The sequence below is a fragment of the Aromatoleum buckelii genome, from assembly GCF_012910785.2.
Lineage (GTDB): Bacteria > Pseudomonadota > Gammaproteobacteria > Burkholderiales > Rhodocyclaceae > Aromatoleum > Aromatoleum buckelii.
Genome location: NZ_WTVH02000009.1, coordinates 56,388 through 69,396, shown reverse-complemented (window position 1 = coordinate 69,396; position 13,009 = coordinate 56,388). Strand labels below are relative to the sequence as shown.

The following is a 13,009-nucleotide window of genomic DNA, read 5'->3' as shown; positions in this document are numbered from 1 at the left end:
GACGCAGTTCCTTTGTCAGGCTACACGGCGCAACGGCAGCGCCGCCTCGAGGGAGGTTCGATAGAGCGCTGCATAACGATCGACCATGACGTCGAGACTGAACTCCGCATCGACTCGCCCTCGGCCCGCATCGCCATGTCGCCGGCGCAGCATTCCATCGGCAACATATGGTGCCAGCGCATCGGCCAGCGCAACATAATCGGAAGGGGGTACGAGCGTCCCCGTAACGCCATGCTCGACGAGTTCGGGATTGCCACCGACATCGGTGGCGGTCACCGGCAAGCCGCTCGCCATCGCTTCGAGGATCGTGTTCGAAATGCCTTCTGCAAGAGACGGAAGGGCGAAGACATCGAGGCCGCGCATGACATCAGGAACGTCTGCGCGCTCGCCGGCGAGCCACACGGTGTGGCCGATGCCGGCGGCGCGAACTTCGGCTTCGATGCCGCTGCGCGAGGCCCCGTCGCCGGCGATGATCAGTCGCAGGCGGTCCGTGCCGGGCGCACGCTGCGAGATGAGGTGCGCGACCGCCCGGACGAGATTGAGCTGATCCTTGACCGCATCGAGGCGACCGACGGTGCCGACGAGCACCTCATCGTCCCCACCGAACGGCGACCCTGCGATCAGCGGGCGGCGCCCGTCCGGCGGCCGGAAACGTGCGGGATCGACGCCGTTGCAGATCCGCTCGATGCGCGCGGCGGGGACGCGAACCGCGTCGGCAAGGTAGAGCGCGAGGTGCCGTGACAGCGCCACGTAGCGACTGACGAACGGACGATACAGCCGCCGGACGAACTGCAGCTTCCGCCGTGTCCCGCCCGGATCCGCCACGTCCCAGCCGTGCTCGCCGTGGATTCGCACCGGAACGCCGGCCGCACGAGCAGGCACGACGGCTTCGAGCGCGGCGAGATTGCGGGTATGCACGATCGCGGGGCGCCTGTCACGGAACAGGCGATAGAGCTGGGGGTAGACCTTGACGCCGTGACCCGGCGGCTTGTCGAGCGAGATGAACTCGACGTCAGGCTGAACGATGCGGCGGCAGAATGCCGGCGCACATTGCGTCAGCGCCACGACGACGTGCCGGAAACGGTCGGACGGCATGCGGTTGATGAGGTTCACGACGCCGTTTTCCAGCCCGCCGACATCGAAGCGGTAAACGACGTGCATCACGAGCATCTGACCGGTCACCGAATTCGTTCCCGCGCTGCCGCATCGAGCGCCGCATCGATCCCCCCTTCATGCGCCTGGAGGAAGTCGCGCAGCCGGGCATCGGCGCTTTGCGGTGCATCCAGTTCGGGGGTGACAAGCACGATGACGCTCGACTCGTCTGCCCGTCCGAGCACCCGGTCCAGCGCAAGGCGCAACTTGACTTCGGCCTCGCCGGTCACAACCCTCCCATTCACGCGGTACCACTGCCAGACGCGCATCCGCCCTTCGGCGGTGTTCAGGTCGGCCCCCTGGAGGGGGGGCCCGGCGGGAGACTCGACAGCGAAACGCGAAACGACGTAAGCCTCGCCCCTGCCGGTGCTGACGAGACCGTTGCCCCACGCGACCATCTCGCTGCCGTCGCGCTGGTCTGCATACCAGCCGGCATACACGCCGACCGGTTGCCCGTCGGGCCCTCGATACATCGCGAACCCCTCGCCGCGCGCGTTCGCGTAGTGCGGACGGTAGCCGAGCAGATCGGCCGACGCCTCGCGCCACCCCGGCGCTGGCGCCGGCAACTCAACTTTCACCGAATACTCCTCGACCGGGCTGTCGATCATTCCGTATGCGAGCGGAAACGCTGCGACGGCAAGCGCGATCGGCAACGCGCCAGCCCATTTTGTTCGCGAACCCGTTTGCCCCGGCGAAGCCGGGACGGTGGCCGGAATCTCTTCACGCCAGCGTGCACCGATCGAGAACATCAGTAGGATGACGACACCGAAGAAAATCCAGCCATAGATCAAGTGGTCGACGCCCGCCGCGATGCGGTTGTCCGACAGGTAGCCGAGCATCACGATCATGTAGGCGCGCAGCCAGTTCGCGACGATCGGCACGAGCATCGCGACGAGCATGAACAGCATCCGTCGATGCAGCGTCGTGTAGTTCAGGTATGCGTAGAGCGCGCCGACCATCGTCGATGCGATCAGGTAACGAACGCCGCTGCAGGCTTCGACGACAGACCAGCGCCCATTGGGCACGATGAAATGCAAGCCTTCCTGGTAGACAGGAACGCCGGTAGCGCGCAGCGCAAACACCGTGAAATCAGCGGTGTACTCCATCAGCACCGGCAACAGGAAGTCCCCGATCGGCACTGCAAAAACGAGGAACGCGAGCGGGAACAGCAAAATGCGTGCGAGCCGCCAGCCGAGCACGCCGACAAGCCCGGCCACGAGCATCGCGACGAGGGCGAAATGCGACGCCCCGGCGACGCCGACGAGCCTGCCGACCATCCACAACATCCCGATCGCGGCAACGGGCAGCGCAACCCAAGGCACCGGTTGCGGGCGCCATTCACCGATTCGCTCCCGCGTGCGCCACACGAGCCACACGAAAATCGGCAGGACCGTCAACCCGTGGGCGTACGTTTCCGTGCGCCACCAGATCCGCCCGATCTCGCTCGCCGTCGGCCAGTACCATCCCAGGAGCCACACGACGGACACCGTGAGGGTGATCGCAACCGCCACGAACCCGGCAGGCAAGCTTCCCTGCGCCGCCGGGAGAGCGGGGACCGCGAGACTGTCGTGATCCGCGTCGCGTTTCATGCGGCCCTCATCCCAGGTTGCGCACGATGTGCGGCCCGATCGCGTTCGCCATGCGTATCGGCAGCCGGCGCCACAGCGCGATGAAGGCGCGGTATTTCGGATTCATCGGGTTGTTCTGCGGCACCGAGTCGCGCCTGTAGAGGCGGTATTCGTACGACAGCGGCTGCGGCTCGAAGCCCCAGTTCTTCTTGAAGCTGAACGGACCGGTGCCGATCTTGCTGCGGCCGAAATCAAACAGCCGGCAGCCGCGCGCAGCGGCGCGGCGCATCAATTCCCAGTATTTGAAATCGTTCGCCGCGACGTCGCGCGCCATCACCGCGTCGCCGGCGTAATACGGCAGCACTTCGTCGCGAAAGTAGAAACTCAGCACGCTCGACAGCGCATTTCCGTCCGCATCACTCACCGTGAGCACTTCGCAGTCCGGTCCGAACTCCTTCGTCAGGCGCGTGAAAAATGCTTTCGGCAACGCCGGCGTGCCGTGCCGCAACACGTTGTCGGCATAAAGCGAGAAAAATCGCTCGACATCCGGCTCGACCCGGCTCGTCAGTCCGTGCCTGATGCCCTTGCGCACCATCGCGCGCTGCTTGCGCGGGATCGCGAGCAGGTTCGTATCGTCGTCCGCCTGGATCTCCTTGCGGAACGTCACGTAAAGGTCCTGCCGCGGCCACTCCTCGTGGCGGGGAGTGAGGTTGCGCAGCTCGAGGTGCTGGACCCGCAAGCGGCGTGCAAGCGTTTCGGCTTCCGCCTCGACGAGCGCAATGCCTTCGGGATCGCCGGCCGGGCCGCCATAGACACAGAAAGGCAGGGACGTCAGGGCATGGCCGAACAGCCGGCTGTTGACTTCGGCGAGCGGCAGCACGGCGATGATGTCGCCGGCGCGTTCCGCATACAGGAAGAAGGTCCGGTGGCGGAAAATTTCGCGGATGATCCCTTGCCACGCCGAGAGGTGGAAGAACGTCGCGTCCGGGCAGCTGCGGACGAAGGCGTCCCAGCGGCCGTGATCCGCCCCGGTGAGTTGCCTGACGACCACCGGAACCCGATCCATCGTCAGTGCTCCCGGGACGACGGGCTTTCGGCCCCGGAGCAGAACACCTGGTCCGCCCGCCCCCAGGAAAAGTCGCCCAGCAGATGACGTAGGCGCTCCTCGGTGCGTTCGAGGTTCAGGTAGTGGCGAAACCGCGTCCGCGCTGAGGCCGCCGCGACCCGCGGCTGTCCGGGATCGATCTCCCACGGGTGGAAGTAGAAAATGGCCGCCCGGCGATCGTCGCGATTGACCTTGTCGATCTGCCAGCGCGACACCGCGTAGGGCAGCAAACGGAAGTAGCCGCCTCCCCCCGCCGGCCAGTTGCGCCCCAGCCAGTGCATCGTCGTGACTGGAACTTCGAGCAGGCCGTTGTCGAGCCGGTACGGGAAGCGCGGCGCGTCCGGCATGCCGTAGTGATCGTGCCGCACCGGATACACGCTCGAACTGTATGCGTATCCGGCCTGTGCGATGCAGTCGTGCGCCCACAGGTTGGTCTTGCCGATCGAGAAGCTCGGTGCGCGATAGCCGGTTACTGGCTGGCCCGAGAGGTCCTCGAGCACCTTCCTCGCCCGGACGATGTCGGCGAGGAAGGCTTCGGGCGACTGGGCAGTCGCGCGCTCGTGCGCGTAGCCGTGGCTCGCCACTTCATGCCCACCCGCCGCGATGCGCTGCACGAGCAGCGGATAGCGCTCCGCGACCCAGCCGAGCGTGAAGAACGTTGCCCTCGTCCGGTGTCGTTCGAGGAGGTCGAGGATCACTTCGACGTTGCGCTCGACCCGGCACGGTATCCGCTCCCACTCGCTGCGCGGGAAATGCGGGGCGAGCGCGGACACCTGGAAATAGTCTTCGACATCGATCGTCAGCGCGTTCACGATCGCCGTGCTCATGCCGGCTGCGCCTGTTTTTCATGCGCGTCGAGCCACGCCGCGAGATGTGATGCGATACGATGCGCCGCGCGGCCGTCCCAGTATTCGGGCACCCGCCCGCGCTTGCCCCCGTTGTCGAGAACCCTATTGACCGCCGCCCGCAGCGCCGCCGGATCGACGCCGACGAGCGTGTTTGTGCCCTGTTCGACGGTGATCGGCCGTTCGGTATTCTCCCGGATCGTCAGGCACGGCACGCCCAGCGCGGTCGTCTCCTCCTGGATGCCGCCCGAATCGGTCAGGACGACCGTTGCCCCCGCCATCAGGCCGAGCATCTCGAGATAGCCCTGCGGCGGCAGGATGATGAAACCCGGCGCGCCGAGCCGGTCGAGCATGCCGAACCGCTCGAGGTTGTTGCGCGTGCGCGGATGCAGCGCGATCACCAGCGGCAGGCGCGCGCTGATGTCGCGCAGCGCCTCGATGATCGGCCCGAGAGTTTGCGGATGATCGACGTTCGACGGGCGGTGCAGCGTCACGACGCCGTAGCCGCCGGCGATCCGTTCGCGCGCGTACCCCGCGGCCGCGAGCAGCCCGGCGGGCGGCACGGCCTTCGGCAGGTTCGCGAGCAGGCTGTCGATCATGACGTTGCCGACGAACACCACGCGCTCGGGCGCAATCCCTTCGTGCGCGAGATTGTCGTGGGCGCTGCGTTCGGTCGTATACAGAAGATCGGAAATCTGGTCCGTCAGGATGCGATTGATCTCTTCCGGCATCCTGCGGTCGTGGCTGCGCAGGCCGGATTCGACGTGCGCCACCGGCACATGGCGCTTGACCGCGACCAGCGCGCACGCCAGCGTGGAGTTCACGTCGCCGACCACCAGCACCGCGCGGGCGCCGTGCTCATCGATGACCGGTTCGAAACGCCTCATCACTTCGGCGGTCTGCACCGCGTGGCTGGCCGAACCCACTTCGAGGTTCACCTGCGGGTGCGGCAGATCGAGGTCGGCGAACAGGCGCTCGTTCATCGCGCTGTCGTAGTGTTGCCCGGTGTGCACGAGCAGCGTCCGCAGCGGCGGCCGATGGGCTGCGAGGGCGCGGATGATCGGCGCCATTTTCATGTAGTTCGGCCGCGCCCCGACGACGCAGATCACCGGCGCCGCCGCTCCTGGCTCAGTCATGAGGCGAATCCTCCGTCGTGCCGTCGCGCCGCACTGCCGCCAGGAGCTGGTTGAGGACGTCGAGCGTGGCCGACAGCGAATGTTCGAGTCCGACGATGCGCGCCTCGATGCGCTGCACATCGAAACCGGCCGCCATGCCGGCGACCTGCCCCGCGAGCCCTTGGGGGACTACCAGACGAGCCGGATCGATTGATCCCGGCGCAAAGGCGCCGCCTTGGAACGGAACCGGTTTTCCGTTCGTACCCCGCCGCGGCGCCGAGTCGAACTCTTCCTTCAGTTCGGCGACGATTTCGCGCACGTCTTCCCCGGACACTTCGTGACACTCCGCGAGGAATGCGGACAGCATCAGCCTGTCGCACAGGGCGTTGATGCGCCGTGGGATGCCTCCGGTGTAGCCGTAAATCGCGTCGAACGCTTCGGGGGCGAAAACCGGGTCGTTCTCCCATCCGACGTGATGCAGGCGATGCTCGATATAGGCGCGCGTCTCCTCGGCGTCCATCGGACCGAGATGATACGAGGCGATCACCCGCTGCCGCAGCTGCTGCATCTGCGGGCTCTGCATGACCTCCCTGAACTCGGGCTGGCCGACAAGGAAGCTCTGCAGCAGCGCGTGATCCTCGAGTTGGAAGTTCGACAGCATGCGAAGCTCTTCGACCGCTTTCTCGTAGAGGTTCTGCGCCTCGTCGACGATCAGCAGCGCCCGCTTGCCCGCAGCGGCCAGCGACACGAAGTAGGTTTCGAGTGCGAGCAGCAGGCCGGCCTTGTCGAGCCCCCGGCTCGGCACGCCGAACGCCACCGCGACCATACGCAAGATGTCGTTCTGATCGACCTGCGTGCTGACCAGGTTCGCCGCGACGACCTTGCTGGGCTCGAGACGCTCGAGCAGGCTGCGCACCAGCGTCGTCTTGCCGGCGCCGATTTCTCCCGTCACGACGATGAACCCCTCGTTCTGGTGCAGCCCGTATTCGAGATACGCCATCGCCCGTCGATGACCCCGGCTGCCATAAAAAAATGCCGGATCGGGATTGAGCTGAAAGGGTTTTGCGCGGAGCTTGAAATACGATTCGTACATTCGATCCCCGGTCAGAACTGCATGCCGACACTGGCAGTCAGGATGTTTTCCGTGAAATCGCTGGTTCCCGCCGCCCGCTGGTGGCGGTAAATCAGGCTCCCGGTGGTTCGCCTGCCGAAGCGTGAACTGACTCCGAGCGAAAACGTCGTACGCCTCGTCTCGGCGTCGGACGTACCTGAACCTTCCGAGTAGGAACGGACGAGGCTGGTGTTCAACGTCGCGGCGGGCGACAGCCTGTGACTCAGGGAAACGGTTCCCGAGCGCGTCTCAACGTCGTTGAAGAGCGAAAGATCGTCGCGCGGGTCGCTGACCAACGGCTCGCCGAGGCGGGTGCGTTCGCTGCGCTGTACCGAGAGCGTCAGAACGTTGCGTGCCCCGACCAGCGACACGCTGCCGCGCAGCGTGCGGGCGAGGAAATAGTTGTTGGTCACGAACGTATCGAACAGCCCGATTCCCGGATATCCGAGTTGCTGACGCACGAGAGCCTCGCGCTCGAACGGGTCCGGCACTTCGGTCGCGAGCGCGTCGAAGAGGCTCGCAAAGGCCGGATCGTCGAAGACGCTGCCGTCCGTCTCAGCCGAGGACGTGATGTCGCGCGAATAGGAAACATTCCACCACGACAGCGGCCGGCGATGGTTGAAATCCAGGTAATAGCTGCGACCGAAAATCCGGTCTTCGCCGGTGGCGGAGAGACTCGTTCTCGGCGTCGGATTCCAGTCGAAACCTGCGCCGGTGATCGAGTTGCTCTCGCCGGAACGCACGGAATACTCGTTCGATTCGTGGCCGGCGATGGCACGCAGGCGGAACTGGGGCGACACGTGCAGGAACATCGTCGCGCGAGCGATTTCCTCCGATAACTCGCTGTCCCTCACGTCGTCATAACGGGTGTCGGCGCACGAATAATCCAGCGCCCAGCCCACCCTGCCGAAAGCCTGCGGGTCGGAGAGCTGGCCGCGCGTGTTCTCGACCGTGCGCGAAACGATGCCCGCGCCGCTGTCGAACCAGTTCATCCGGTAGCTCGCCACCCCCTCCGGGCCGGCACCGAGCCTGAAGTGCAGGCGCGGGCCGAGCGAAAAGATCCGAGTCTCGTTGTCGCTGTCGGTAGAGAGAAAGTCCTCCGACCCCCGACCCCTCAGCTCCGATCTGTTGTTGCGGCTGACCGAAGCTGACATGTCGACGAAAAGGACGTCTTCGACCGCTTCGACCTGGCCTCGCCCCTGCATCGCGACGAAGGCCGTATTCCGGTCGCTGTCGTTGGCGTACATGACACTGCGCAGGCGGGCGTCGAGGTTCCCGGTGATGCGGCCGTGGTCGCGGGCAACCGCGATCGCCGGCGTGACTTCGGCGATCCAGTCGCTCTCGCCGTTCTCGGTCGCGCCGACGTTGTCGGTATAGGTCAGCCTCGAATGGACCGAGGGCTGCACGATGAAGACTTGCGCGTTCACGTTCCCGACCACGATCACCATGCCGGCAAGCGCAAGAAGTTTTACGCTCGCGCTGCCCCTGCAACCCATGCGAATTTCAGGCCGCCGCGTCTGTCCGTGCGTCCGCACCGTGCTCTTCCGTTCGAGAACCTCCGCCATAACCATATCCGTAGCCGTATCCATATCCGTAGAGACTGCCGCGCCCGCCCTCAGCCGCCTTGTTGAGCACGAGGAGCTTGACCGGGCATGCGTCGATTGTCGAAAGCGCTTGCTGCACAGTGCCGTGAGTCGTGCGGTCGGACTCGACGACCATCACGACCTGCCCCATGTGGGTCGCGAGAACCCGCGCTTCGGTGGTGGCCAGTAGCGGCGGAGAATCGAACACGATGATTCGTTCCGCGTAACGCGTTGCCATTTCTTCGAGGAGACGGTTCATCGCATCCGAGGCAATCAGCTCGGTCGCGCGCTGATGGGCCATGCCAGCGGGGAGAATCGAAAGCTTCTCGACGTTGGTTCGCAGCATGACTTCGGAAAGGTCCCCGATATCGCCGACCAGCACGTCCATGAGACCCTTCCTGGGCGGCAAACCGAGACGCGAAAGGACCGCCGGCCGGGAAAAATCGGCATCGACCAGCAGGACCGTGTGATCAAGTTCCATCGCGATGCTCATCGCGAGGTTGATCGCGGTAAACGATTTGCCTTCGCCCGGCAGCGCACTGGTGACCATGATGAGGTTGCCATTGGCCACCGCCGCAGCACCCCTGCCCTGCGCGTTGCGAATCAGCGGACGCTTGATCACCCGATACTCCTCGGCAATCACCGAGCGCGGGTGGTTTGGCGTGACAAGTCCGATTTGCGTCAGGCGATCCAGATCGAGTTCGATGCCGACAGCCTGGTGCATCTCCGCGGCACGTTCGCTCCGCGCGGCGCGCACATGCGAAACGGTCGACGTGGGGTCGGGAACGTCCGCGGTTTTCGCGGCTTCAACCAGGGGGCAGGCGTCATCCTCCGGCACCTGCCCGTCGGCGCGCTGCAACTGGCCGAGCCGCTCGACGGCCTTTTCGATGAGACTCATGGATTGATCTCTCCTAGCCCTGCAGCAACTGAACCATAGCGGTCATCCCGGCGACCACCACGACGAACCCCGCAACGCCTCCACCGAACGCCATCAGGCCCCGGCGTCGTCTCTTCTGGAGCACCGGATCCGCGACCAGCGAGACTGCGCCCAACACCGGCAAGCCGGTGACTTCCCGCAGCGAACGCACGTTGTCGAAAGCCGGGCGAAGCTGCGAAAGCAGGAAAGCCAATGCGATGCCGGCGGCCAGCCCGATCAGCCCGGCAAGCGGCATCAGTAGCGCGCGGTTCGGCGCCGCCGGCTTGTTCGGCAAGCTGGGCGGGTCGATAACGCGAAACTCAGTGACCCCCCCCTGGGTGGTCATTTCCACGGACATATTGGCCGATTCGCGGCGCGCCACTAAGGCTTCGTAATTGCGCTTATGCACTTCGTAATCCCGGTTCAACTGCGTCTGCTCGGCTTCGATCTTCGGCAGGAGTTCGGCCGACGACTGCAGCTGTGCAAGTCGAGAGCCGAACTCGCCCACCCGCGCCCCAAGCGATGCGACCCGGGCCTCAGCCTCGGCGAGCGAAATCTTCATCTGCTGGACGACCGGGTTGGCATTCGGCGCCCACGGAGCGCCGGTATCAGCCTTCTGCATGGCTTCGACTTCCTTCTGTTTCTGCTCCTCGAGCTGCGCAATCACGCGCCGTGCGCCGACGATGTCGGGATGCTCATCGGTGTACCGCAGCAGCAGGCCATCCAGGTTTTTTTTCAGCGCATCTATCCGTCCGTCGATCTCCGGCAACGCCACCGACAACGGGTTAGGCGGTTGTGCCAGGAGCACCGGATCTTCCCCAACAAGCTGACGCTTGAGCGAATCGCGGGAATTCTCCGCTTCCTTCAGCTCAAGTTCCGCCTGCCGCAGTTGCGTGGACAGTTCCGTCATCTGCGAAACGTAGTCGCGTCGCCCGTCCCCGAGCAACGCCATGTTGCGCAGACGAAAATCCTTCAGGCGGTTCTCCGCTTCGCCGAGCTTCTGTTCGTAACCGGCGATTTGCTCGTCGATGAATCGCCGCGCCGACGTCGAATCCTGCCGCTTGCCGACCAGGCCCGATTCCACAAACAATGATACGAGGGCCTGGACGATGCGCTGCGCGCGGTCGGGATGAGCGTCCTGGTAAGCCAGCGTGAACAGGTTGTCCCGACCGGCACTCCGGATCTGGAGCCCCCCAGTGAGTTCGGCGATGAGCGCCTCGCGCTCGGCCGGAGTGCGGGCCCCCAAGTCGAGATCGGCCATCGTGATGAGTTTTTCGACGTTCGGCCGCGTGATCAGCGTGCGGCTGAGAATCGCGATCTGCTGATTGATGTTGGGCTGGACTGCGAGTCCCGACATCAGCGGCCGCAGCACCGACTGCGTGTCGACGTAGATGCGGGCCGTGGATTCGTATCGGTCCGGCATCGAATAGATCACGAAGCCCCCCGTGATGCCGGCGATCCACGCGAAGGCGAGTCCCCACCAGCGGAACCGCCACATTCCCCGCACGTATCCGGCTATCTGCGAAAATAGCTCTTCCATCAGCGCCCCTTGTCACCGTCCGAATCGATGTGTCCTGCCGTGTTGCGCAGGCACGCAGCCCAAGTCAGGAAATCAGAACCAGCTCTGGGGAATGATCAGCACGTCACCTGGCCGCATCTCGACGTTCGCGGACACGTCGCCTCGTTTGAGCAGGTCCTTGATGCGGACGCTGTACTGCTTGTTTCCTTCGCCGGTACGAAGGATCGAGGCGCCATTGCCGTCGGCGAACTCGGTGACGCCCCCGACTGCGATCATCACGTCGAGCAGCGTCATTTTCTGGACGTAAGGCAGGACCTGCGGAGTGGCCGCTTCGCCGACCACACGAACCTGCTCGCTGTACGGGCCGACAAAGCTGGTCACGACCACGGTCACGACCGGCTCGCGAATGAACTTCGCGAGGGCCTGCTCGATGTCGCGCGCCAGGGTCGAGGAATCCTTCCCGAGAGCCGGGAGATCTTCGACGAGCGGCGTCGTGATCTTGCCGTCGGGCCGGACCGGCACGGCCATCGACAACTCGGGGTTTCGCCACACGACGACATTCACGCTGTCGCCCGGCCCGATCACGTAGTTGTATGCAGCATCCGACGCGACGGCCGGAGCAGGTGGAAACGAGGACGTCGCGCAGCCCGACAACAGACCCGCTGCAACGGTCACCCCAAGGAACTTGCGGAGACTGTCCCCCGACATCGATGCACTTTCTACCATCATCTATGCTCCCCTTCTGGATCGGCGCCCATCATGCACCGAGCAAATTTCCTTCATGCTACGAATCGTAACCCCTTATGCCGCAGGAAAAAATACACAACCGCTTACAGTGTCCCTAATCCCCTGCCGGTAGAGTTCGGCGCGCGGCCTGAAACGGATCGCGCTCTTCTTGCCCCTGAAATTCGGGCGCTTTCCTCCTCCAACGATGAGGCGCGAACACACATGACAGAATCAGCTTACCACGCCGAGGGCATTAAAAAAGCGAAGCAGTCTCGCTTGAAACCGTCCCTTTCAATCGTCGACGACAGATTCGGCGCAATCAATCCGGACTTCGCAATCACGCGGGATGGATATCACGTTCGAATTATTCATGACGAGATGGACGAGGTACACGGCAAAATCAGCAAGCTCATCCAACGAATGTATTCTTGGCGAGGACTTGCAACGGATCAGCCGGCGAAGCTCCCGAAACACGCCGGTCAGACAACGCTGGCGGCATGCAAGGGAGACCTTCTTTTTGGCACTCTGACCGTGGGTATCGATACGCCCCGAGGCTTACTCGCCGACACACTTTACCAAGGCGAAATCGACGAGGCGCGCAGCAACGGCGCACGGGTATGCGAAGTGACCCGACTGGCAATGGATCCATCGCACAGTTCGCCGGAAGTGCTGGCGTCGGTTTTTCACCTGGCCTTCATGATCACGCGCCTCGTGCATCGCATGACGGATCTCTTCGTCGAGGTGCATCCTCGGCATACGGCCTTCTATAGCCGCATGATGGGCTACGAAGTTGCAGGGCCGGAACGCATCTGCCCGCGCGTCGGCGCACCGGCAGTGCTGATGCGGCTTTCACTCGAACACGCGGAACGCGAAATCCGGCGCATCGGCGGAAACGAGTCGGCGCGGGACCGCAGCCTCTACCGCTTGTTCTTCTCGCCCCCCGAACAAGACAAAATGCTGCGCGACCTGCAAGGTCTGCGCTTCGCAGTCTGAACTGACGGCGCGCCTTATCGGGCGCCAATCAACATCAGTACTCGACGCTTATTGTTCCTGAACAGCGGAACGGATTCGCGGATCAATTCCAGCAACACTCTGCACGATCCATCTCCCGGTGGACGTAGTTGCGTCATGAGGGTACAGGCCAGAGGGCATCGCCCGGGTTTCCTTCGACTCGCGGCGGACTTCTGCTCGCCGGGCATCGGCGGTTGCGATTCTGTTCGCCGCAGCGGGTTCTCTCGCTGCCGGGGGCCAGATTGTCATGCCTGAGGAGAGGCGCTGCTATCCGCTGCAGGGATAAACCGCGGCAGCACATCGGATTCGTTGCCTGCCTGCGATGCGAACGATCGGCACAGCGCAACAACGGCATTTT

11 protein-coding genes are annotated in these 13,009 nt (G+C 64.3%); 1 reads left to right on the top strand and 10 read right to left on the bottom strand.

The window, feature by feature from the left end; all coding sequences use genetic code 11:
- Positions 1-15: 15 nt before the first annotated feature.
- The 10 genes from GO608_RS06430 to GO608_RS06385 all read right to left on the bottom strand — a co-directional run bounded on the left by GO608_RS06430 (position 16) and on the right by GO608_RS06385 (position 11,640).
- Positions 16-1,170: a TIGR03088 family PEP-CTERM/XrtA system glycosyltransferase gene (locus GO608_RS06430; RefSeq protein ID WP_169198851.1), complete on the bottom strand. Its 1,155-nt coding sequence runs from the start codon at positions 1,168-1,170 to the stop codon at positions 16-18.
- Positions 1,171-1,178: 8 nt separating this feature from the next.
- Positions 1,179-2,741 carry an exosortase A gene (gene xrtA, locus GO608_RS06425; protein ID WP_169198830.1) on the bottom strand — a complete coding sequence of 521 codons (1,563 nt, stop codon included), beginning with the start codon at positions 2,739-2,741 and terminating at the stop codon, positions 1,179-1,181.
- A gap of 7 nt (positions 2,742-2,748) precedes the next feature.
- Positions 2,749-3,786, bottom strand: a complete 1,038-nt coding sequence (locus GO608_RS06420) for a FemAB family XrtA/PEP-CTERM system-associated protein (protein WP_169198829.1) — start codon at positions 3,784-3,786, stop codon at positions 2,749-2,751.
- A 2-nt stretch (positions 3,787-3,788) separates the two neighbouring features.
- Positions 3,789-4,652 (bottom strand): XrtA system polysaccharide deacetylase, encoded by an 864-nt coding sequence (locus GO608_RS06415; protein WP_169198828.1) that lies wholly within the window; start codon positions 4,650-4,652, stop codon positions 3,789-3,791.
- Positions 4,649-5,806 carry a non-hydrolyzing UDP-N-acetylglucosamine 2-epimerase gene (wecB, locus tag GO608_RS06410; RefSeq protein WP_169198827.1) on the bottom strand — a complete coding sequence of 386 codons (1,158 nt, stop codon included), beginning with the start codon at positions 5,804-5,806 and terminating at the stop codon, positions 4,649-4,651. Before wecB ends, GO608_RS06415 begins: the two co-directional genes overlap by 4 nt.
- Positions 5,799-6,878, bottom strand: coding sequence for an XrtA/PEP-CTERM system-associated ATPase (locus GO608_RS06405; protein ID WP_169198826.1), 1,080 nt, complete (start codon positions 6,876-6,878; stop codon positions 5,799-5,801). Before GO608_RS06405 ends, wecB begins: the two co-directional genes overlap by 8 nt.
- A gap of 11 nt (positions 6,879-6,889) precedes the next feature.
- Positions 6,890-8,392 (bottom strand): TIGR03016 family PEP-CTERM system-associated outer membrane protein, encoded by a 1,503-nt coding sequence (locus tag GO608_RS06400; RefSeq protein ID WP_169198825.1) that lies wholly within the window; start codon positions 8,390-8,392, stop codon positions 6,890-6,892.
- A gap of 7 nt (positions 8,393-8,399) precedes the next feature.
- Positions 8,400-9,377: an XrtA-associated tyrosine autokinase gene (locus GO608_RS06395; RefSeq protein ID WP_169198824.1), complete on the bottom strand. Its 978-nt coding sequence runs from the start codon at positions 9,375-9,377 to the stop codon at positions 8,400-8,402.
- Between the two features lie 13 nt (positions 9,378-9,390).
- The gene (locus GO608_RS06390) at positions 9,391-10,935 is read right to left on the bottom strand and encodes an XrtA system polysaccharide chain length determinant (RefSeq protein WP_169198823.1); all 1,545 of its coding nucleotides are present in this window, start codon (positions 10,933-10,935) and stop codon (positions 9,391-9,393) included.
- A gap of 72 nt (positions 10,936-11,007) precedes the next feature.
- Complete coding sequence (locus tag GO608_RS06385; RefSeq protein WP_425532298.1) at positions 11,008-11,640, bottom strand: XrtA/PEP-CTERM system exopolysaccharide export protein; 633 nt, start codon at positions 11,638-11,640, stop codon at positions 11,008-11,010.
- Between the two features lie 222 nt (positions 11,641-11,862).
- Between GO608_RS06385 and GO608_RS06380 the strand changes: the two genes are divergently transcribed.
- Entirely contained in the window at positions 11,863-12,633 is a 771-nt protein-coding gene (locus GO608_RS06380) for an N-acyl amino acid synthase FeeM domain-containing protein (RefSeq protein WP_169198822.1), read from the top strand.
- Positions 12,634-13,009 lie beyond the last annotated feature (376 nt).